General features: G+C 68.8%; 16 protein-coding genes. 12 read left to right on the top strand and 4 right to left on the bottom strand.

The genetic code is table 11. The annotated features are described in order from the left end of the window. Positions 1–4: 4 nt before the first annotated feature. The 3 genes from CYFUS_RS14080 to CYFUS_RS14070 form a co-directional block, all read right to left on the bottom strand. A complete protein-coding gene (locus tag CYFUS_RS14080; RefSeq protein WP_095985686.1) occupies positions 5–673 on the bottom strand; it encodes a hypothetical protein in 669 nt (222 codons plus the stop codon). A gap of 2 nt (positions 674–675) precedes the next feature. After that, positions 676–2,847 carry a S46 family peptidase gene (locus CYFUS_RS14075; protein ID WP_095985685.1) on the bottom strand — a complete coding sequence of 724 codons (2,172 nt, stop codon included), beginning with the start codon at positions 2,845–2,847 and terminating at the stop codon, positions 676–678. An 80-nt stretch (positions 2,848–2,927) separates the two neighbouring features. Beyond that, positions 2,928–3,587 (bottom strand): MBL fold metallo-hydrolase, encoded by a 660-nt coding sequence (locus tag CYFUS_RS14070; protein ID WP_198316574.1) that lies wholly within the window; start codon positions 3,585–3,587, stop codon positions 2,928–2,930. A 134-nt stretch (positions 3,588–3,721) separates the two neighbouring features. On the opposite strand from CYFUS_RS14070, the gene CYFUS_RS14065 reads away from it, so the two are divergent. From CYFUS_RS14065 to CYFUS_RS14010, 12 genes are all read left to right on the top strand, one after another. Next, complete coding sequence (locus tag CYFUS_RS14065) at positions 3,722–4,399, top strand: hypothetical protein (RefSeq protein WP_095985683.1); 678 nt, start codon at positions 3,722–3,724, stop codon at positions 4,397–4,399. Positions 4,400–4,813: 414 nt separating this feature from the next. Next, entirely contained in the window at positions 4,814–7,210 is a 2,397-nt protein-coding gene (locus CYFUS_RS14060; protein WP_095985682.1) for a DNA gyrase/topoisomerase IV subunit A, read from the top strand. Positions 7,211–7,222: 12 nt separating this feature from the next. Then, positions 7,223–9,163: a DNA gyrase/topoisomerase IV subunit B gene (locus tag CYFUS_RS14055; RefSeq protein WP_095985681.1), complete on the top strand. Its 1,941-nt coding sequence runs from the start codon at positions 7,223–7,225 to the stop codon at positions 9,161–9,163. An 82-nt stretch (positions 9,164–9,245) separates the two neighbouring features. Further along, positions 9,246–10,613, top strand: a complete 1,368-nt coding sequence (locus CYFUS_RS14050) for a PEGA domain-containing protein (RefSeq protein WP_157758441.1) — start codon at positions 9,246–9,248, stop codon at positions 10,611–10,613. A gap of 24 nt (positions 10,614–10,637) precedes the next feature. After that, positions 10,638–11,858, top strand: a complete 1,221-nt coding sequence (locus CYFUS_RS14045) for a PEGA domain-containing protein (protein ID WP_095985679.1) — start codon at positions 10,638–10,640, stop codon at positions 11,856–11,858. A 47-nt stretch (positions 11,859–11,905) separates the two neighbouring features. Continuing rightward, positions 11,906–14,386, top strand: coding sequence for a signal peptide peptidase SppA (gene sppA / locus CYFUS_RS14040; RefSeq protein ID WP_095985678.1), 2,481 nt, complete (start codon positions 11,906–11,908; stop codon positions 14,384–14,386). Positions 14,387–14,647: 261 nt separating this feature from the next. Beyond that, positions 14,648–16,174, top strand: coding sequence for a transcription termination factor Rho (rho, locus tag CYFUS_RS14035; RefSeq protein ID WP_095985677.1), 1,527 nt, complete (start codon positions 14,648–14,650; stop codon positions 16,172–16,174). Between the two features lie 131 nt (positions 16,175–16,305). Then, entirely contained in the window at positions 16,306–17,172 is an 867-nt protein-coding gene (locus CYFUS_RS14030) for an alpha/beta fold hydrolase (RefSeq protein WP_095985676.1), read from the top strand. Between the two features lie 118 nt (positions 17,173–17,290). Beyond that, complete coding sequence (locus tag CYFUS_RS14025; RefSeq protein WP_157758440.1) at positions 17,291–19,027, top strand: serine/threonine protein kinase; 1,737 nt, start codon at positions 17,291–17,293, stop codon at positions 19,025–19,027. 24 nt (positions 19,028–19,051) lie between these two features. Further along, positions 19,052–19,951, top strand: coding sequence for a DUF2381 family protein (locus CYFUS_RS14020; protein WP_095985674.1), 900 nt, complete (start codon positions 19,052–19,054; stop codon positions 19,949–19,951). Positions 19,952–20,051: 100 nt separating this feature from the next. Continuing rightward, positions 20,052–20,552 (top strand): hypothetical protein, encoded by a 501-nt coding sequence (locus CYFUS_RS14015; RefSeq protein WP_157758439.1) that lies wholly within the window; start codon positions 20,052–20,054, stop codon positions 20,550–20,552. Between the two features lie 53 nt (positions 20,553–20,605). Then, entirely contained in the window at positions 20,606–21,268 is a 663-nt protein-coding gene (locus tag CYFUS_RS14010; RefSeq protein ID WP_095985672.1) for an HAD family hydrolase, read from the top strand. A 7-nt stretch (positions 21,269–21,275) separates the two neighbouring features. Here CYFUS_RS14010 and CYFUS_RS14005 read toward each other — a convergent pair whose 3' ends face one another. Next, positions 21,276–22,568, bottom strand: coding sequence for a hypothetical protein (locus tag CYFUS_RS14005; protein WP_095985671.1), 1,293 nt, complete (start codon positions 22,566–22,568; stop codon positions 21,276–21,278). Positions 22,569–22,596 lie beyond the last annotated feature (28 nt).

Genomic DNA, 22,596 nt, shown 5'->3' with positions numbered 1-22,596 from the left:
AGACTCAGTCCTCCGACTTCGCCCCGACGAACTGATCGTCCTTGTCGCGGAAGAGGAGGTTGAAGCTCGTGAGCGAGCCGTAGATGCGAGTGATGTGGCTCTGCATCTCCACCTTCTCGGCGTCCGACAGCTTCGGGTGGGAGTTGAGCTTCTGCTCCATCACCCGGAGCTTGTCGCGCACCATGACGATCTTGTGGAAGAAGGTATCGATGGGGATGTCGCGGCCTTGCAGCTCCGCCTTGCCGGGCACGAGCTTCAGGGTGCCGCCCTCCCACTTGCTGGCCAGCGGAGCATCTCCACTGTCGCCCACCGCTTCCCGGATCAGCTCCATCAACTCCGCGCGCGTCATGTTCAGCTCCAGCCCTTCCAGGTCCACCACGTCATCCGGCGAGTGCTCGCGCCGGCGCACAATCGGAGCCACGTTGCGCACCGCGCGCTGGCGCCGGGCCGTCTCCGCGACGGCCGCCTGGGTGGCCACGCCACGCGGCAGGAACTTGTTGCACAGGGGCGCCGAGGGCGGGAACAGCCCACGCTCGGACTGCAACCGGCATACGCCCACCCAGCCGCGGTGATCCACCGAGTGCGCCGCCCACAGCTTGCAGTTGCCGCACACCTTCTCCTCCGGTCCGAAGACTGGAAGGGCGGGCAGAACGCTCCCGGTGCCATCCGACATGATCAGCGACGCTCCTGCGCCTGGGCGCCCTTGCGCACGCCCAGCTCGCGCAACAGGGCGTCCGCGTCCTCGACTTGATCCAACAGCCACAGCACGTAGCGCACGTCCACGTTCACGTTGCGCGCCACGTCGGGATTATAGCCGAAGTCATTGGACACGTTCTCCCACACGCGGTCGAAGTTGACGCCCACGAGCTGGCCCTTGCCGTTGACGGTGGGGCTGCCCGAGTTGCCTCCGGTGGTGTCCGCGTCCGCCAGGAAGTTCACCGGCACGTCCTTGAGCCGGGGATCGAGCCACGGGCCGTACTTCCGGGCCTCGGCCGCCGCCACGACCTTCGAGGGGGCGTCGAAGGGCTCCTCGCCGGTGTTCTTCTCCAGGACGCCCGCGAGCGTGGTCTGCGGCAGGTAGAAGGCGCCGTCGCGCGGCGCATAGCCCTTCACCTTGGCGAACGTCACCCGGAGCGTGCCATTGGCGTCCGGAGCCACCGGCTTGCCCGCGTGGGCCAGCACCGCCCGGCGCCACTGGGGCATCAACCGCACGCCCGAGCCCTCGCGCCGGTCGCGCAGGTCATCCAACGCCACCAGCTCGGCCGCCAGGTCGAAGCCCAGCTCCAGCAGGGGATCCTTGCGCGCCCGGAGCTGGGCCTCGCTCTCGCCCGCCATCTTCTGCCGCTCGGCCAGGTCCATCACCTTCGAGCCCGCGTACAGGGCATCGACCTTCGCGGACGCGTCCTTCTCCGAGAACGTGTGGCCGAAGGCCTTGTCGATCGCCGCGATGCGCTCGCCCCCGCCCAGCGCCTGCGCCCGCCGCACCAGCGCGAGCACCACGCGCTTGTCCGCCGGAGGGAAGAAGTTCTTCTGCTCGCGCTCCAGCCGGTCCTTCTGCCGGGGCAGCTCGCGCTCCATGAATTCGGGCTCGCGCTCGAGGTCCGGCTTCACCCGCTCCTGCGCCATGCGCACCAGCATCGCCGCGAGGCCCGGGCCCTTGGTCGCGCCTCGGAGGGCATCGAGCAGGAAGTTGCGCTCGAAGGTCTTCGCGTCCTCGTCGCGCAGGGCCAGCAGCTCCGTGCGCGCCTGGAGCGCCGCGGCCCACTCCTTGCGCGTGCTCGCCCACGCCACCACCGCCGCCTCGGCCTCGCGCTGCTTCTCCACGAGGTGGCCCCGCTTGAGCCCCGCGAGCTGTCCCCCCGCGTTCTTGTAGCGGTTGTGGAGGCTCTTGAGGTTGGAGGCCACGGCGATCTTCCCCGCGGGATCCTTCTCGCCCTGCTCCTCGAGAATGCGGATGAGCTCGCCGTACACGTCGATGACGCGCGGGTAGTAGCGCGACTGGCGATCGGCCATCTCGTCGGCGAGCATGGCGCGGAAGGTGATGCCCGGGTAGCCCAGCACCATCACGAAGTCGTCGGGCTTCACGCCCTCGGGGGCCAGTGGGAAGAAGAACTCCGCCTTGTAGGGCACGTTCTGGGCGCTGAACTGCGCCGCCGAGCCATCCGGGGCCACATAGGCGCGCAGGATGGAGAAGTCCCCGGTGTGGCGCGGCCACATCCAGTTGTCCTCCTCGCCGCCATACTCGCCCACCGAGCGCGGGGGCGCGTACACCAGGCGCACGTCCGCCAACTCCACCGAGTCGAGCAGGGTGAATTGCAGTCCGCCCTCGAAGCGGGCCACCTTGCAGCGCGTGGCGGGGCGCTTCTCGCACTCGGCGACCAGCTCCTTCTCCTTGCGCTCCAGCGCCTTCTGCCGCGCGAGATCGTCCGCCCCGGCGGGCACCGCCTCGAGCATCTGCTTCGTCACGTCCGTGAAGGCCCGGGGCACCTGGATGCGCGCGCCCTTGCCCGGCAGTTCTTCCTCGCGCGTCCGGGCCAGGAAGCCCTGGGTGAGCAGATCGCGCTGGGGCGTGCTGTGCTCCTGGATGATGGAGAAGGCGCAGTGGTGGTTGGTGATGACCAGACCCGCCTCGGAGATGAAGGCCCCCGAGCACCCGCCCACGTTCACCGTGCCCGCCAGCAGGCCGGTGCCCCGCTTGGGATCCCACAGCTTCTGGGGGGAGAGCTGAAGGCCCTGCTTCTTGAGCGCGGCCGCGTCGAGTTGAAGAACCTGCTGGGGGGTCCACTTGCCCTCTCCAGCCAGGGCCGGAGCGGACAGGAGCGATAGGAACAGGAGCGCCTTCTTCATGGGGTGCTCTCCCTATCGCTTCTTCCGCCCGCTGGCGATCGTTTCGGCCCTCTCCCACGAGGAGTGAGGGGCCCCCTGGCTCACCGCCGGGGGCGCATCCGGTAGGCCACGAAGGAAGCCACGTCGGGGAAGGCGAAGTAGGGGTTGTGCTGACGCACCTCGCCAAGGGACGCCACCGGCACGTTCGCGTAGTCGTGCCCGGGAAGCAGCCGGGTGGTGTCCGGCACCTTGGAGAGCACCTGGGACAGCGAGCGGTACATGGCCTCGGGATCGCCGCCGCGCAGGTCGCACCGGCCACAGCCGTTGATGAAGACGGTGTCCCCCGACACCAGCGCGTCCTGGGCGAGCAGGCAGTGCGAGCCCGGCGTATGTCCCGGGGTGTGCAGCGCCTGGAAGGTCCTCCCCCCGACGACCAGCTCCGCGCCCGGATCCAGCGGCCGCAGCGCGCCCGGCGCCAGGCCGCGCAGATCCGCGGAGAAGTCCACCTCCTCGCGCTGGGCGTACACCGGCACGTCATGGCGCGAGAGCAGCTCCGGCAGGCCGTTGGTGTGATCACCATGACAGTGAGACACGAAGGCGCCCACCAGACGCTTGCCATCTTGCTCGAGGGCCTTCTCGATGGCGGGCACGTCCCAGGCGGCATCCACCACCAGCACCTCGTCGGAGTCCTTCGGCCCCACGAGGTAGACGAAGTTGTCCATGGCTCCGAGCTTCAACTGGCGCGTGTACAGCGCGTGCATTGGCATCCTCCAGGTGTCCGGATCGCATTTATGCCCCATGCGAAGGCGGGAGGTCGCTCTTGAGACGCAACACCCGTTCGCATTTGAATGTGCCCCCCCCGTGACGACCCCGAGGAGGTCATCCCTTGAGACGAATGCTGCCGACCCTGGCCCTCGCCCTGTTCTCCATGAGCGCTGGGGCCAAGGACCGCGTGACCTTCCGCTACACGCCCCTGCCGGGGGATGAGCGCCCCGTGATCACCGAGGCCGTCGTGGGCCCCCAGGGCAACGATTTCGCGCTGCGGTTGACCTTCAACAAGCCCCCCTTCGGCGCGGAGTGCGGCACGCGCTGCGCCAACTCCACCCTGCTGCTCGATACGGATGCCACGACCAGCTCGGGCCTGAAGCTCGAGGGCAAGCAGGCCGAGAACGGCGCGGACCTGGCCATCATCATCCAGGGCGCGAGGGATCTCTCCGGCGCGAGTGGGGACAGCTACCTGCGCGTGAAGGTGCGGCACCTGTCGAACGAGGCGCGGACCGTGGACGAGGGGGAGCTCATCGCCGAGCTGGATCACCGCAAGGATCCCGACCGCATCCACGTCGAGGGCAACACGGTCTTCCTGCTCATCGACGCGAGCGGCGACCTGCCCTCGGGCCGCAAGGCCCGCATCGTCTACCATCCCCCCGGCGACAAGGCGGTCCAGGCCTCGCTCGCCGGCATGGCCGGTGGCTCGAGCCAGGGCAAGGTGATGATCTTCCGCCGCGGAAGCTGGGGCCAGGCGCCCCAGGGGGGCACGCGCGTCTCGCCCGAGCCCCACACCGAGCCCAGGTAGCACGGCCGCTCCGCGTCCTGGCGGCCGGGGCTCCCCAGCGGGCAAGCGAACTCCACGGGTCATGTCAGCCCCCCGGTGCAGTATCCGCCCATGGTCGCCGGATCGAGGTTGGCCCTCCCCTTCGAGGGCCCCCTGCCTGGGCGAACCGGTCCGGCGAAAAACCCCGGCCCCTCCCCAGGCAGGCCAGTCTCATGAGATGACCCGAGGAGCCCTCCCCCGTGGCTTTTCGTGGCCCCGAACACTGAACGGAAGTATAGGAATCCCACCCCCGAGGCTTCGCAACCCCTCGAATTTGTTCCTTTTCATGATGGGCCGTGGTAGTCCCGCCGGCTCATCTTCACTCGTCCCGGCACCCGGAGTGCGTGAGCCGCGCCCCGCGTTCTAGAGGGATACCACCAGTCCTGGCCTGAACACATGAGCACGCTCGCAACAGCAGCGGACAACAAGACGCGCAAGAAGCAGGGAGCCTCGGGCGGCGGCGGAAGCGGAGCCGCCGCGGGCTCGGGAGGCAGTGGGGGCGATGGCTCCATGCCCGCCGCGCTCGCCGACGAGGCGCGTCGCCGCTACCTCAACTACGCCTTGTCCGTCATCACCTCGCGCGCCCTGCCCGACGTGCGTGACGGCCTCAAGCCCGTGCAGCGCCGCATCCTGTACGGCATGTGGAACGACCTGAACCTGTCGCACGACGCCAAGTACAAGAAGTGCGCGCAGGTCGTCGGCGCCATCATGGGCCCCTACCACCCGCACGGCGACGCCTCCATCTACGAGGCGCTCGTGCGCATGGCGCAGGACTTCTCCCTGCGCTACCCGCTGGTGGACGGCCACGGCAACTTCGGCTCGCTCGACGGCGACGCCGCCGCGGCCTACCGCTACACCGAGTGCCGCCTGGAGAAGCTCTCCGGCGAGCTGCTCGAGGAGCTGGGGCAGAAGACGGTCGACTTCCGCCCCAACTACGACGGCACCCGCACCGAGCCCATCGTGCTGCCCGCGCGCGTGCCGCACCTGCTCATGAATGGCACCACGGGCATCGCCGTGGGCATGGCCACCAACATCCCGCCCCACCACCTGGGCGAGCTGTGCGACGCGCTCATGGCGCTCGTGGAGGACAACTCCCTCACCACCAAGCAGCTGCTCAAGTGGGTCAAGGGGCCGGACTTCCCCACCGGAGGGGAGATCCTCAACTCCCAGAAGGAACTGCAGGACATCTACGAGACGGGCCAGGGCAGCGTGCGTCTGCGCGGCGAATACGCCCTGGAGGACATGAAGCGCGGGGGTCAGCAGATCATCATCACCTCCATCCCCTACGCGGTGAACAAGTCCACGCTCGTGGCGAAGATGGGGGAGATCGTCCGCGACCGGAAGCTGCCGCTCGTGGTGGACGTGCGCGACGAGTCCACCAAGGACGTGCGCATCGTCCTGGAGCTCAAGAAGGAGGCCAGCGCCGAGCTGGTGATGGCCTACCTCTACAAGAACACCCCGCTGCAGACGAACTTCAACGTCAACCTCACCTGCCTCGTGCCCAACCCGGAGAACCCGGACGTGGGCACTCCCCGGCGGCTGGGGCTCAAGGAGATCCTCCAGTACTTCCTCGACTTCCGCCTCGAGGTCGTCAAGCGGCGGCTGCAGTACCAGCTCGACGAGCTGAAGAAGCGCGTGCACATCCTCGAGGGCTTCGAGAAGGTCTACGACGCCCTGGACGAGATGATCCGCATCATCCGCCAGTCCGAGGGCAAGCAGGACGCGGCCAGGAAGCTCATGGCGCGCTTCAAGATCGACGAGCTCCAGGTGGACGCCATCCTGGAGATGAAGCTCTACAAGCTCGCGCGCCTCGAAATCCTCGTGGTGCAGAACGAGCTCAAGGAGAAGCGCGCGCAGATCAAGAACCTGGAGGCGCTGCTCAAGAGCAACACGCGGCTGTGGAGCACGGTGAAGGACGAGCTGGCCGAGGTGAAGGGCGCGTATGCCTCGGGCAAGCGCCGCACCAAGGTGAGCCGCGGCGGCGCCGAGGAGATGGTGTTCGACGCCGAGGCGCTCATCGCGGACGAGGACGCCCACGTCGTCATCACCCGGGACGGGTGGATCAAGCGCATGCGCGAGGTGAAGGATCCGTCCGCCACGCGTCTGCGCGAGGGTGACGCGGTGATGGCGGTGCTGGCCGGCAGCCTCAAGGCCAACCTGGTGCTGTTCACCAACTTCGGCACCGCCTACGTCACGCGCTTCAACGACGTGCCCGCCTCCACGGGCTACGGGGATCCGGTGCAGAAGCTGTTCAAGTTCGACGACGGCGAGCGCGTGGTGGGCGCGCTGTCGCTCGACGGCCGGCTGTGGCGCCCGGAGAAGCTCCTGGGCATCACCCGGCACGGCCAGGGCATGCGCTTCCCGCTCGCCCCGCACCTGGAGGTGTCCACGCGCGCCGGCCGCCGCTACGCCAAGACGGGCGAGGGCGACGAGATCGTCGGCGTGCAGCCGGTGGAGGACAAGGATCTGGTGGGCGTGCTCACCGAGCGCACGAGCGTGCTGGTGTGCAAGGTGGCGGAGATCAACGAGCTGGCCGGTCCGGGCAAGGGCGTGAGCGTCATCAAGGTGGAGTCGGGAGACCGGGTGTTGGACTTCATCGTGGCGCCCCCGGGCAACAAGGACGCGGGGATTGGCTTCGAGACGCAGAAGGGCCGCAAGCTCGCGCTCACCCCGGGCCGTTCGGAAGTGACGGGCCGCGGTGGCAAGGGCCACGAGATGTCCCGCAAGGACGGGGTGAAGGAGGTGCTGCGCGCGCCTCTGTTCGTCCCGCTGCCCGAGCCCAAGAAGGATTAGCCGGAGAGAGTCATGGCGACGAGCAACAAGAAGACGACCTACACGGGCGCGGACATCCAGGTCCTCGAGGGCCTGGAGCCGGTGCGCAAGCGCCCCGCGATGTACATCGGCGGCACCGACTCCACGGGCTATCACCACCTGCTCTGGGAGATCCTCGACAACTCGGTGGACGAGGTCATCAACGGCTACGCGTCCACCGTGGAGGTGGTGCTGCACAAGGATGGCCGGACGATCACCGTGGTGGACGATGGGCGCGGCATCCCCATCGACATCATGCCCAAGTTCAAGAAGCCCGCGGTGGAGATCATCCTCACCACGCTGCACGCGGGCGGCAAGTTCGAGCAGGGCAACTACATCCACTCGGGCGGTCTGCACGGAGTGGGCAGCTCGGTGGTGAACGCGCTGGCGCGCAAGCTCGTGGTGGAGATCAAGCGCGACGGCAAGCGCCACGTGCAGACGTACAGCAAGGGCAAGCCCACCAGCCCCCTCAAGGCGGACGGCGCCGTGCGCGGCACCGGCACGTCCACGACGTTCGAGCCGGATCCGGAGATCTTCGGCGAGAAGCTCAAGTTCGACGCGGCGCTCATCCGCGAGCGGCTCGAGGCCAAGAGCTACCTGCACAAGGGCATGACGGTCGTCTGGAAGGACGAGACGGCCACGCCCCATGTGAAGGAGGAGTTCAAGCACGACGGTGGCATCGCCGAGTACCTCACCAAGGTGGTGGCCGAGCGCGGCAAGCCCGTGGTGCCCTCGGGCAGCACGGCGTACTTCTACCACTCGCGTGACAACGGGGTGCGCCTGGAGGCGGCGCTGGTGTGGACGGAGGCCACGGACGAGCACATCCGCTCGTACGTCAACGGCATCCCCACGCCCCTGGGCGGCACGCACGAGGCGGGGCTGCGCAGCGCGGTGGTGAAGGCGGTGCGCAACTACATCGAGACGCACGACCTGACCTTCAAGGGCGTCACGCTCACCGCGGAGGACATCCGCGAGGGCATGACGTGCATCCTGTCCACCTACGTGGTGGAGCCGCAGTTCCAGGGGCAGACCAAGGGGCGGCTCAACAACCCCGAGACCTCGGCCCAGGTGGACGGCGTCATCCGGCCCGCGCTGGAGAAGTGGCTCAACGACAACAAGTCCATCGCCGAGGCGGTGGTGGCGCGCATCGTGCTCGCCGCCCGCGCCCGCGAGGCCAGCCGCGCCGCGTCACAGGCCATCAGCCGCAAGACGGCCGTCAGCCACCGGCTCAACCTGCCTGGCAAGCTCGCGGACTGCTCCGCCACGGAGCCGGGAAGCAGCGAGCTGTTCCTGGTGGAAGGTGACTCCGCAGGTGGGAGCGCCAAGCAGGGGCGGGATCGCAGGACGCAGGCCGTGTTGCCGCTGCGCGGCAAGGTGCTCAACTCCGAGCAGGCCTCCACCGACAAGGTGGTGGGCAACCGGGAGCTCACGGACATCGTCAGCGCCCTGGGGTGTGGCATCGGCAACGACTTCGACATCACCAAGCTGCGCTACGGCCGCGTCTTCCTGCTCATGGACGCCGACAGCGACGGCCACCACATCGCCACGCTGCTGCTCACCTTCTTCTACCGGCACCTGCGCCCGCTCATCGAGGGCGGCCACGTCTACCTCGCCCAGCCGCCCCTGTTCCGGGTGGACATCGGCAAGGAGACGTACTGGGCGCTGGACGAGGAGCACCGCGACCGCATCATCCGCGAGAAGACCAAGGGCAACGCCAAGCCCAGCGTCATGCGCTTCAAGGGTCTGGGCGAGATGACGCCGGACGAGCTGAAGGAGACCACGCTCGACCCGAAGAACCGTCAGAGCCTGCGGGTGACCATCGACAACCCGCTCCTGACCGATCAGGTCATCAATGACTTGATGGGCCGGGACGTCAGCGCGCGCTTCAAGTTCATCATGGAGAGCGCCAACGAGGTCGAGGAGCTGGACGTCTAGCGGGGGGGGACGGGCGCCCCGGCCGGGCGCCCCCGCCGGGGCCATGGTGCCCGGGCCCCTGGCTCGGATAGCATCGGGCCCCGTGCGATTGAAGACCCCCCTTTCCCTGTCGCTCGCGCTGCTGCTCGGCGCGATCCCCAGTGCCCCCCAGGCGGCCCCCGGCGTGCTCGTGGCCGCGGCCAAGAAGAAGAAACCCGCCGCGGTGCCGGTCCAGCCGCCTCCGCCCGTCGAGGAGCCGCTGCCGCAGCCCCAGCCGCCGCCCGCGCCCCCCGCCCTGCCCGAGCTGCCCTCCACGCCGTGGGCCGGCAGGACCGTGGTGCTGGCCGTGCCCGCCACCGCCGCCGAGGCCCTCGACGCCTCCCGGCTCGAGGCGTCGCTGAACGAGGCGCTCGTCGGACAGGCCAACGTCTTCCTGTTGAATCCCGTGGAGCGCTTTCCCCCGCCCCCGCCCCTGTCGCTCGAGCGCGGCGAGGTCCTCTACAACGAGGGCAAGGGGCTCTACGACAACCTGGATCCCGAGGGCGCGGCGAAGAAGTTCACCACGCTGGCCTCCTACTACCAGCGGCTTCCGGTGGACACGAAGCCGGAGCGCCTGGCGCGCGTCTACATCTTCCTGGGTGCCTCGCGCCTGCTCGATGGAGACACCGCCGGGGCCCAGACGTTCTTCACCCGGGCGATGCTGGCCGAGCCCAACGTCAAGCCCGAGTCCGAGCTCTTCGGACAGGACGTGGACGACGCCTTCACCGCCGCGAAGACGGCCCTGGCCAGCCAGGCCCGGGGCACGCTCGCCATCGACTCGGTGCCCCAGGGCGCGCAGGTGACGGTGCACGGCGAGTCCCTGGGCACCACGCCGCTCAAGGACGTGGAGCTGCCGCCGGGCCCGCACCAGGTGGTCATCACCCTCCCCGGCCACCTGCCCTTCGGCACCTTCCAGGAGGTGGCCTCGGGACAGCGCGCGGAGGTGCGCCCCACGTTGACGCCCGTGCCGGGCCTGGGCGAGTTCCGGGAGCAGGCCACCCAGGTGGCCACGTCCAAGACGCTCGACACCCCTCCGGCCGGGGCGCCGCCCGCGGAGCTCGTCGCGCTGGGAGAGAAGATTGGCGCGCGCTATGTGGTGCTCGCCCGGGTGGAGCACACGGCGCCGGGTGTCCTGGGCGCCACGCTGGATGCCTGGGACGTGCAGGGCAAGAACCGCCTGCGCGGCGTGAAGTGGAACCCCGGGTCCGCCACCGAGCAGCAGCGCGTGGTGAGCCAGGTGAATGACTTCGTCACCGGCAGGTTCTCCAAGGGGCTGACCCTTCCTCCCGAGGTGGTGGCGGTGGTGAAGAAGCCCTGGTTCTGGGCGGCGGTGGGCGGAGTGGCCGTGGCCACCACCGCTGGCATCGTTCTGGCCAACCAGGGGAGCAAGCCCCTCGGGGCGCGGTTGGGCAATTTCGGCGCGGGCTGGTAGCGCCCGTTCTCAGAGGTTCATCACATGAAGATCCTGGCGCTCCTGCTGCTTCCCTCCCTCGCCCTGGCGGCCCCCCCCAGTGCGCCCCGGCGCATCACCTCCATCCTCATTCCGATGGACTCCGCCGCCGAGGCGGGTGGACCGAAGATGGAGAGCTACATGAACGAGGCCCTGGGACAGTTCCAGGGCTACACCGTGAGCAAGTCCGAGCAGTTCCTGGGCCTGCCGCGGGATGGAGAGGCGGAGGCCTCGCTCAAGCGGGGCCAGCAGGGCTATCAGGAGAGCCTCGCCGCCTTCGAGAAGAAGGACTACGAGGACGCCGAGCGCAAGCTGCGCGCCACGCTCAAGGAGTTGCAGGCGGCCACCGCGGCGATGACGGCCTCGTGCACCCCCCTGTGCGACGCCATCGCGCTCTACGCCGCGGTGATGCACCAGCGCGGCGACGTGGAGGAGGCGAAGCTCGCGCTGTTGGACCTGCTGGCGCTCCACCCCACCTTCGAGCTGAACACCAAGCGCTTCAACCGGGAGTTCATCGCGCTGCGGCTGCAGGTGGCCACGGGCATCAACGCGGCGCTGCGTGGCACGGCGACGGTGAAGTCGCGTCCGGCCGGGGCGCGCGTCTTCATCGACAACGAGTTCCAGGGCTATACGCCGATGACGGTGCCCACGCTCGCGGTGGGCAAGCACCTGCTGCGCCTGGAGCGCCCGGGCTTCCGCGTGGCCGGGCAGGTGCTGGAGGTGAGCCCGGACGACGTCGAGTCGAGCACCGATCTGCAGCCCACCGAGGAGTACAAGGCCTTCGACGCCCGGATGGACACGGTGGCCACGGAGGTGATGCGCGCGGACAAGGGCGCCAGCCCGGCGGTGTCCTCGCTCGGCAAGGCGCTCGGACTGGAGCGGGCCCTGGTGGGCACGCTGCGCGACATGAAGGAGAACGGCGCCACCGAGCTGGTGCTGGGGTTGTACGAGACGAGCAGCGGCAAGCGGCTCGGCGTGCGGCGCGTGGTGCTGCAGGGCGATGAGTTCGGCCAGCTCAAGTCGGAGCTGTCGCGCATCGTCAATCACCTGATGAACAACTCCGAGGGGGGCTCGGAGAAGGTGGTGAAGTCGTCGGATCCGCTGGACAACTCCCACGGCATGGACGAGTGGAACCGCGAGGATCGCGGCGGCAAGCGGCGCGCCCAGGAGAAGAAGTCCAAGGGGGGCGATCCGCTGGACGGAGTGAACGGTACCGAAGATTGGTGAGCCAAGGCGCTTGTGTGGGCCCCCGCGCCTCCTAGAGTCCGCGGGCCATGCGAGCCCTTTCCGCCTTGTCGCTGCTGTTTCCCAGCCTCGTGCTCGCCCAGACGGGGCTCATCCTCCAGCCCGCCGTGCCACCCCGCGGGGTGACGCTGCCACCCACGTCCGCCGCGCTGGTGGACGAAGCCACGGCGCTGGCCCTCAACCCCGCCAGCCTGCGTCTGGTGGGGCCCGGGCAGCTCACCTGGCTGCACGAGCGCAACCTCGCGCGCGACCAGGTGGCGGATGGGCTCTTCCTGGGCACCTCGCTCGGAGGGGGCCTGGGGGCGGGCTTCAGCCTCGAGTGGATGCGGGGCCGCGGGCTGCCCGACTACCGCAAGACGTCCTTCGGCCTGGCGCTCGGCGCGGGGGCGCTGTCACTGGGGGTGGGCTACCACGACATCTCCTCGGCGGACGCCACGCTCTCCCGGCTGTCCGGCTTCGATCTGGGCCTCACGCTGCGCCCCTCGCGCCACGTGTCCGTGGGCGCGGTGGTGCGGGACGTGAACGCGCCCCGGCAGGGCGGCTTCCTCCTGCCGCGCGTCTACAACCTCGCCGTGGGGGTGCGGCCCCTGGGCGAGCGCGTGACGCTGGGCGTGGACTACGCGGCGACCGAGGGAAACTGGAGCACGGGACAGCTCACCTATACGGCGCGCGCCACGGTGATTCCGGGCGTGAGCCTGGGCGCGGGCGTGTCCCATGGCCTGGGCCCGGCGGGCCCGCTGGCCCTGCAGCTCTCGGCCACCCTGGACAGCACGCACTGGGGCCTCACCTACGCGGCCGGCGGCGCCACGAGCGGCGGAGCGGACCACGTGGTGGCGGTGCGCCTGTCGGGACAGAAGTACCCGGCGCCACGGCTCGACGGGGGCACGGTGGCGCTGTTGGACCTGGATGATCGGCTGGTGGCGCGCGGTGGGCTCGGCACGCTGCTCGGCGGCGTGGGGAGAGACCCCTACCTGGAGCTGATGCGCTGGCTCGACGGGGCCACGCGGGACGAGCGGCTGCGGGGCGTGGTGCTCAAGGTGGCGGGCCTGCCCGGCGTGGACTGGGGCAAGGCGGACGAGCTGCACCAGGCCATCCTCCGGCTGCGCGCGGCGGGCAAGAAGGTGATGGCGATGCTGTACCAGGTGGATGACCGGGCCTACTTCGTGGGCGCGGCCGCGGACGAGGTGTATGCCCTGTCCGCCTCCTCGCTGCTCGTCAACGGCCTGTCGGCCCAGGTGACGTACCTGGGCGGGACGATGGAGAAGCTGGGGGTGAGCTGGGACGTGGCCCGGGTGGGCGACTACAAGACGGCGCCCGAGCAGCTCACCCGCCGGGACCTGAGCCCCGCGCAGCGCGAGACGCTCGAGGCCTTCCTGGACACGCAGACGGCCCACGACGTGGAGCGGGTGACGAAGGCGCGCCGCCTGACGCCCGAGCGCCTCCGGGAGGCATGGGGCGAGGGCATCCTCACGGCAAACCGGGCCAAGGAGCTGGGGCTGGTGGATGGGGTGCTGACGCCCGAGGAGTTCGACACCCGGCTGGAGGCGCTGGTGCCCGGCGCCCGCTATGACGCCCGCTACTCGCCGCGCGACGAGCGGGACGGGCGCTGGAGCCCGAGGCGCCGCATCGCCGTGGTGCCGGTGCTCGGCACCATCGTCGGAGGCAAGAGCCGCCAGTCGCCGCTGGGCGGCGAGCTGTCCGTGGGCGCGGAGACGGTGGTGCTCGCCCTGGAGCACGCCCAGTCCGACCCGTCCGTGGCGGCCATCGTCGTGCGCGTGGACTCGGGAGGCGGCGAGGTGCTGGCCTCGGACCTGATGTACCGCGCCGTGCTCGAGGCCAGGAAGCACAAGCCCGTCATCGCCTCCATGGGCGACGTGGCGGCCTCGGGTGGCTACTACGCGGCCATGGGCGCGGACGAGGTGTGGGCCCTGCCCACCACGCTCACGGGCAGCATCGGCGTCTTCTTCCTCAAGCCCGCGCTGCGCGGCCTGCTGGGCGACAAGCTGGGCGTGAGCACGGAGACCATTGGCCGCGCCCCCATGCCGGACCTGGTGAACCTGTGGAGGCCCTGGACGGAGCCGGAGCAGAAGGCCGTCCAGGCCTGGGTGGACTCGGCCTATGACGACTTCATCACCCAGGTGTCGCTGTCTCGCAAGCTGGACAAGGCCCGGGTGGACGCCATCGCCCGGGGGCGGGTGTGGACGGGCGTGGCGGCGCACGAGCGGGGCCTGGTGGACCAGCTCGGAGGCCTGATGGAGGCGGTGGAGGCGGCGCGCAAGCGGGCCGGGGTGCCCGCCGACGAGGAGCTGGAGCTCAAGGTGATGGGGGACGCCAGGGGCTTCTTCTCCTCCCTGGGGGGAGAGCCCGGCGTGAGCGCCGCACTGAGACCCCCCGAGCCCCTCCTCCCGCCCACCGTGCAGGCATTCCTGCGGGAGGCCGGCCTGGAGTCCCCGTGGATGCTGGAACCCGGACTCAAGGCGGTCCAGCCCTACACCCTCACGGTGCGCTGAAGTCGACCGGACGACACCCGAAGACGAAATTCTCCCGGCTTCCGGTGTGTCCTTTGTTAGTATCACCTCGCGCTTCCCGGTAGGCCCAGGCCACCGGGACGCTCCAGGAGCCAGCGGTTCGGTCATCGGGTGGTTCGCGCCAGACGCGCGAGGTCGTCCCCGAGGATCCCGCGGTGGGCTCCTGTCCCACAGCCCGCTGCACCACGAGGGCTTCCGCCGGGGATTCCTCCCTCCAAGGAACGCACCTCACCCCAGTAGACCATGAGCGAAACCGATAACCGCGATCCCTCCGAGCTCCCCTCCCCCATGGCCGCCCACGCCGATGCACCGGACGTGGATGACGGTGATGACGAGGGCGACGAGGGACCCGATGAAGGCGAGGGCTCGGCCTCGCCTGGACAGCCCGCGGGCGCCGCGCCCGGACCGGGAGGCCGCCGCCGCCGTCGCCGCCGCCGCCGCCGGGGAGCCCAGGTGCTCTTCACCCCCGAAGGACAGGCCTACCGCATGGTGGCCGGTCCGGACGGTCAGCCCCAGCAGGTGTTCCTCACGCCGCAGGAACTGCAGCAGTACCAGCAGCGCCTGGCGCAGCAGCAACAGCAGGCCCAGCACCACGGGCAGCAGGCGCCCCAGCACGCGCCGCAGCACCATGGGGAGCGGCAGCAGAGGCCCCCGCAGGTGGCCGCCCAGCCCTCGCTCGCCCCGGTGGAAGGGGTGCTCGACACCGAGGCCAAGGGGCCCAACGCCTATCTGCGCCAGCTCAAGCGCAACCTGCTGCCCTCTCCGGATGACGCGGAGATTCCCAAGAACCTGGTGCAGAAGCTGCGCTTGCGCCCGGGGCAGTACCTGCATGCCTTCGCCCAGATGAAGGGCCCCAAGGGCATCGTCCAGCGCGTGGAGCAGGCGGATGGCCGCCCGTTGGACCTGATGAGCCGCCTGCCGCACTTCGCCGACCTCACGTCCGTGGATCCGGTGGACCGCATCAAGCTGGAGAATGGCCATCGGGAGATGGTGACGCGGGTGTTGGATCTCATCTCGCCCATCGGCAAGGGGCAGCGCGCGCTCATCGTGGCACCGCCCAAGACGGGCAAGACCATCATGCTGCAGCGCATTGCCCAGGCGGTGGTGGCCAACCATCCGGAAATCCACCTCATGGTGCTGCTCATCGACGAGCGCCCCGAGGAGGTGACGGACATGCGCCGCAACATCAAGGCCGAGGTGCTGGCGTCCAGCTCGGACCGGCCCACGGGCGATCACCTGAAGATCGCCGAGCTGGCGCTGGAGCGGGCACGGCGCCTGGTGGAGGGAGGCAAGGACGTGATGATCCTCCTGGACTCCATCACCCGGCTGGCGCGCGCCTACAACAAGGAAGTGGACAACTCGGGACGCACGCTGTCGGGCGGCGTGGACAGCCGCGCGCTGGAGCGCCCCAAGCGCATCTTCGGCGCGGCGCGCGCCACCGAGGAGGCGGGCAGCCTCACCATCGTGGGCACGGCGCTCATCGACACCGGCAGCCGCATGGACGAGGTCATCTTCGAGGAGTTCAAGGGCACGGGTAACTCCGAGGTCACCCTGGACCGGTTCCTGGCGGAGAAGCGCATCTTCCCGGCGGTCAACATCGGCCAGTCGGGCACGCGCAAGGAAGAGAAGCTCTTCGGCCACAAGGAATACGAGAAGGTGAAGAAGATGCGCCAGATGCTCTTCGCGGTGAAGCCCGTGGAGGCCATGGAGGCGCTCGTCAAGCGGCTCAGCCGCTACACCTACAACGACGAGTTCCTCGAGGAGTTGTGAGCGTCGTGAAGGATTGAGCCACCTCCGCTTTCCGGAGCGGAGCGCATCAGCCCGAGGGCCCGTTTCACGTCATCATCTGACGGGGGCGGGCCCTTGGTGTTCCGCTCCTCGGGAACAGGAGGAATCGCCACATGCAACGCTTCGTCGAAGTCGCCGACGGTGTCTCGCTCTGGGTCGAGACCTGGGGCCCGGAGGACGCGCCCACCATCCTGCTCATCATGGGAGCCAATGCCTCGGGCCTCGCCTGGCCGGACGAGCTCATGGCGCTGCTGTCCAGACGGCACCGGGTCATCCGCTATGACCACCGGGACACCGGCGCCTCCACCTGGGCCTTCGACACGAAACCCTATCCCATCACCCGGCTGGCCGAGGACGCCGTGGCCGTGCTCGATGCGCTCGGCATCTCCCGCGCGCACGTCGTGGGCATGTCGCTGGGTGGTCTGCTCGTGCAACTGCTGCTGCTCGATCACCCCCAGCGGCTGCTCAGCGCGACCGTCTTCGGCATCCCCGCCCTCGGTGGCACGCCCGCGGACGGCACGGCGCCCGTCCCCATCGACAAGGGACTGCTCGAGTTCTGGAGCCACATGTTCGAGCCGCGCGAGCTCGAGGCGGAGCTGGACTGGCGGGTGGAGAACTGGCGGAGGCTCCACGGGCGGGTGCTGCCCTTCGACGCGGAGGAGTACCGCGCGCTCGAGCGCCGCATCATCCGCCACGCCGGCCGGCACGACAACCCGGGCGCCCACGCACGCGCCAGCACCACCGGCCTGGAGCGCGGCGCGGAGCTGGCCCACGTCACCGTGCCCACGCTCGTCATCGCCACCCCGGAGGATCCCATCAATCCGGCGCCCAACGCGCGGCACCTGGCGGCGAACCTGCCCCACTCGACGCTCGTGACCCTCGAGGGCATGGGCCATGCGCTTCCCCGCGTCCTCATGCCCTCGCTCGCGGCGGCACTCCTGGGGCACATCGACACCGTGGAGCGCGGGGCCCGCGGGTAGGCGCCTCGGACGGGGACGAGTGCCCCGATGGGGTCGGCCCCGCGACCGCCTACCTGATGGGTCCAGGGAATGTGGTCATCTCACTGGTAGCCTCCGCAGCCTCCGGAGGACAGGTGGGATGTCTGACGAACGCGGCGAACAGGACGGGGGCGGGCGGAGGAGGAACGAGCCCGCTCCGGGTACCCAGGTGGCGGGGTTCACCCTCCAGGAGTGTCTGGCCACGGGCAGCTCGGGCAGCGTGTACCGGGCCGAGCGCGGCGGCAGACGCTTCGCCCTCAAGCTGGTACCCATGGGGATGTGGGGCGAGCGCGAGGTGGATGCGCTGCGCCGGGTGCGGCACACCTCGGTGGTGGGAGTGCTCGGCTATGGCCAGTGGCCCGAGGACAAGCCGAGCTTCCTGGTGCTCGCGCTGGAGTGGGTGGACGGCCCGGCGCTGGATGTCTGGGCCCGGGAGGTTCGGTGCACGGCGGAGCAACTGACCCGGCAGGTGCTGCGTCCCATGGTGGAAGCCCTGGGGCAGGTGCATGCGGCGGGGGTGGTGCATCGGGACGTGAAGGAGGCCAACATCCTCATGCGCCGGGAGGACGGGCGGCCGGTACTGGTGGACTTCGGCTCGGCCCGGTACGAGGGCGCCCCGCGCCTGACGATGCGGCTGCCTCCGGGCACGCCCGAGTACCGCAGCCCCGAGATCGTGCGCTTCGCCCGGGAGTGGGAAGGAGAGCGTTATGACTCCCAGCCCGCGGACGATCTGTGGGCCCTGGGAGTCACCCTCCATGTCCTGCTCACGCGCACCCTGCCCTTCGGAGACCGGCACGGCCCCCTGACGCGCACCATCCTCGAGCACACGCCGGAGGCGCCCCACGTGCGCAATCCTCGCGTCCCCCGGGCCCTGGGGGAGCTGTGCCTGCGCATGCTGGAGAAGGCACCCGCGGCCCGCTACGCCGACGCCCAGGCGCTCGCGCGCGCCGTGGACGAGGCCCTCGCCCAGGCGGACGACGCCTGGAGGGTGCCGCTCTTCGCCGAGGAGCCGGTGCGGCCGGTTTCCGAGCCTCCCCGCGCCCCGGCGGCGCCCGCGCCCACGGCCACGTCCGGGAGGAGCCGCGCCCTGCTCCTGAGCCTGTTCGCGGCGCTGGTCCTCCCGCCGGGCCCCCAGCCTCTTCCCTCGGAGACGAGGGCCATGATCCCACGCACTGGGTTGCCTGTGCCCCTCCCGCCACACGAAGCCGGGTTCCGCCAGGAATTGGCAGACACCTCGAAGACGGCCGAAGTTGGTCCACGCGCGGAACTTCTGGAGTCACCACCCCCCGCGCCCACCCACGCGCCGCACCGCGAGGATCAACCGATGCGAAAACCCCACCCGGGCCGTTCCCTGCTCAAGTCCACCCTGGTCTCCGCCGCGTGTGTGGGCACGGGCTGCGCGAGCACCCCTCCCCCCCGTCCCCGCCCCTCCCCCGAGTGCCCTCCGGGCCATCAGGAGACGCTCAAGCGCTTCGGCGTCGTATGGCCCAGCTGGCATACGGTCATCCTCATCCCATTGGAGGAATCCAGAAAGTCACGCATCGAGACCCTCACCGTCCAGGAAGGCCCCTTCACCACCGCCCAGGTCCACGGGGACTGGGAGGGCATCCCGGATCAGACGAAGCTCTACGGGGAGCTCTACTTCAAAGACAACCGGATTCATGGCCATTTCACCCAACTCATCCTTCGCACGGGAGAAGTCCTGCCCATCTGTATGCGCCTCACGGAGGGGATCCATCCGGGGATGCCGATGGAACCCGGGAGCCAGCCGAGCAAGGGCAAGGCCATCATCAACCTCATACCGGCCGTGGAGACCGTGAATCGTTTCTACTACTGACAGCCTCCTGGAGTTTCGTCTTCCATGCACCCCGCCCCCCTGTATCTTCTATTGACCCTGGTGCTGAGGCAAGCGACTCCCGAGCCGATGCCGGCTCCCCGGCCATCCTGTGTGGACAGACAACGCATTGATCTATCCGCACGGGCCGCCGCGGGAGTCCAGGAGATCTGTATCGCTCCCGGCAGCCTGACGGGATTTGTCTTTGATCAACCGGCTTCGGTCGACCTGGAAGAGGAAGTGCGTTTCGGCAGGGTGCTCCGGGGACGGGACAGCATCAGCTTCGTGTCACCACCGGATCTGGCTCCCGGGGAACGGCTGAGACTCTCGGTGCGCTTCGAGAGGGAGCCGCCCGAGCAGGGGGTGACCTTCATGCTGGTCGCGCATCCAGGTCAGGTGACCCACCAGGTCGATGTCTTCCATGACGGTCGCTCCCGGGCCTCGCTCTGGCAGGAAATCGAGGAGGAACGGGCGAAGAATCAGCGCCTGGGTGAAGAGAACCAGTCCCTGCACGGCCAGTTGAACGCACCTGGCGGACTGTTGAGGGTCTTCCTCAACGGAGAACTGGGTCGCCAGGGGATCGTCTCGAGGGTATTGAGCGTGAATGTGTCGTGGAACGTGGAGAACTCCCTCACCATCCTGGATGGGACGGTGTTCCGCTCATTCAACAGCGTGGCCGTGCAGGTCTCCGTCAAGAACAGCGGAACCGCCCCCTGGAAGGTGGAGAAGGCCATGTTGGTGGCGAACCAGGGACAGCGGTTGGAAGGTATCCGCTTTGGCCCCCCGCAGGCCATCTACCCCGGAGTGACGAGGGCCATCTTCGTCGAGGCCAGGGCCGCACCGGGAACTCCGCTCGAGGCACTGACACTGACGCTGAACGAAGAAGGACCGCGCTCCATCACCATGGAGAACATTCCCCTGCCCTGACTCCTCCCTCGATTGGGGGAGAGTGGCATCGCACGATTGGGGGATGGCGACGTCGTGGGGATGGCAGTAATACGCTCGAGAGCAAAAAGAGAGGAATTCCATGCGACGTCGTACAATGCGCTCGTTCTCCGTGGTCGTCGGGTTGTCCTTCTCGTGGGCGCTCCCCGCGCTGGCGGAGAACCAACCGGTCAACAGCGGGAGCCTCGAATGCGAAGCCATTCATGAGTTGAAAGCGCTGGTCGAGAAGCAACAGTCCATCCTGGCGCAGAACAATGCCTACGCGGTCAATCTGACGGATTTGCTCGCAGCGGGATACCTGCCCGCGGCGTGTCCGGATGGCTCGCGTGTGCGCGTGTCTGGGTCGAATGTCGTGGGGGGTTGTCACTTCACCTATGGGCTGGTTTCCGTGGTGAACAGTCCACGAACCGGTGACTTCTCCTTCGAAGCCGTGGCCCTGGGTGTCAAGGGGACGCCGTCCGAGGGACTCGAATTGTACATCAACCGGATCGTGAGCCGTCACCATGACTTCATTGAAGCCTATATGTTCAACAAGGGCGTGTACAGCGACGTGGATTTGAATGGGTGCTCGCAGGCCGGGTAGTCCCGCGCTCACGTCCGCCCAGCTCACTCGTCAAGAAGAGCGGAACCGACCCCATGTTGAAAGCAGTGATCTATGACCTGGACGATACACTGTTTCCGACGCGGAGCGTTCCCGAAGAAGTGTCCAGACCGATGCTCACCGCGCTGCGGGAAGTTCTCGAGGGTTGCGGTGAGTTGAAGGCAGCTCAGGTCGCCAATATCCTGAACATGCTACGGGAGCGTCCTCTCGACGAGATCGCCAGGCGCCATGGTCTGTCAACGGAAGTCCAGGCCAGGGTCGGAGGTCTGTTCACGGGATTCCGCCTGAGCTGTGAGCTGATACCCTATCCCGATATCCAAGTGATTGGGCAGATTCCCGGATGGCGCTTCCTCGTCACGACGGGATTCCGGCGACTGCAAGAGAGCAAGATCGAGTGTCTTGGGATTGCTCATTACTTCGACCGCATCATCGTCGATGCCCTCGATGAACCCGGGCGCAGAGGGAAGCAGGCGATCTTCCGCGAGCTCCTCGAGACCTATCAATTGAGACCAGCGGAGGTCGTCGTACTGGGAGACAACCCCCATTCGGAGATAGACGCTGGGAACAAACTGGGAATACCGACCGTACAAATCCTGCGGGGGCGGAAGCAGGCCGCGGAATCCGCGTCGTTCCATGTGGAGGACCTGACGAAGTTCCTGCGATGGATCGAGACGCGCGGCATGTGCCTTCCTTCATGAAATCCAATCACGGACCCGAGGGGAGCACGGCGACCTCCAGCCCCTCGAGCCGAGGGGGCGTGACGACCACCTCCAACTCATGACCCCGCACCACGCAGGTGCCCTCCGCACGCGGCACGTCTCGCACGATGTTGAGCGTCTCCGGCCGCGAGAACTTCAACGGACTGGTGGCCAGCGTTCGCACCGGCGGCTTCCCGCTCTCGTCGCTGTCGTTATAGGCGATGCTGATGCCCGCGAAGCGCCCGGGCAGCGTCAGCTTGAGCCGGTAGCCCTCGAGTTCACCGGACTTCCCGCGCAACTCCACCCGCTCCACTCCCAGTTCTCCACGCGGTGGCCCATACCCCGGGAACACCAGTCCCGTGGTGATGCCGATGCCCCACTGCACCAGCCGCTCATCGGCCTCGGGCTTGCCACACCCCGTCAGCTCCTCCGGGGATTTCGCGCCCAGCCACAGTTCCAGGTGGTCATCCTCGCGCCACGTCTTGCCGTCCGTGCCCACCCACAGGTTGTCGCGCACCTCGAGGATCAACGTGCCTGGCGCCACCAGCAGTGCCTTGAGCGAAGCATCCCGCGCGCCATTGAGCTTGCCGAGCGTCACGTTCTTCGCCTGCAACGCACAAGAGCCCAGCCCCACCCGCTTCCACCCCTCGTCCACGTAGGCCGCGTCCATGGACACCCGGGGCAGATAGGGCAACGTGCGCTTGCTGGGCGCGAACGGGCCATCCTGGCAGGTGTCCGGCCCGAGGAACCGGCTGCCCTGGAGCGTGCTGAAGTCCCACGCGGTCCGATCCTCCACGTCGTCCTGGCCCATGAGGAAGTTCACGTGCCCCTCGCGCACCCGCTCCAGCGGCGACAACCGCCACACGCGGGTGTGCAGCCAGCGCTGACTGTCCCCCCCCGACTGCACGTGGGAGAACAGGCCGTTCTTCACCTTCACCACGTCCTCGCCCTTCTGCGCGCTGCCGTAGCCGTCGTTGCACACCGAGAGCAGGAGCTGGGAGGTGTCCGGCGAGACCAACCACCACTCGGAGGCCGCGCAGTCATCCTCCACGAGGCTGCCCTTGGCCCGGCGACCCGCGCCGAACTTGCGGCCCTTCTCCTCGGGGGCATCGTCGGAGGAGAACCACCCGAGGTCCAGGCGCACCACGCGCAGGGGCTGGCCCCGGGCATCCGTGCCTCCATGGAGTGTTTCGACGACCTGGCAGGGCGCGCGTCCGGTGCACAGCGGATCGGATGCCGTGGGCGCGACGCCCAGGAGCGTCCACAGCAACGAGGGCAGGACGAATGGCATGGCGCCCATGTTCTACGCCCCCAAGAAGGTGTCAAAG

This window comes from Cystobacter fuscus, assembly GCF_002305875.1.
GTDB lineage: Bacteria > Myxococcota > Myxococcia > Myxococcales > Myxococcaceae > Cystobacter > Cystobacter fuscus_A.
Note: the sequence above shows the minus strand (reverse complement) of the source record. Positions and strands in the feature narration are given on the sequence as shown.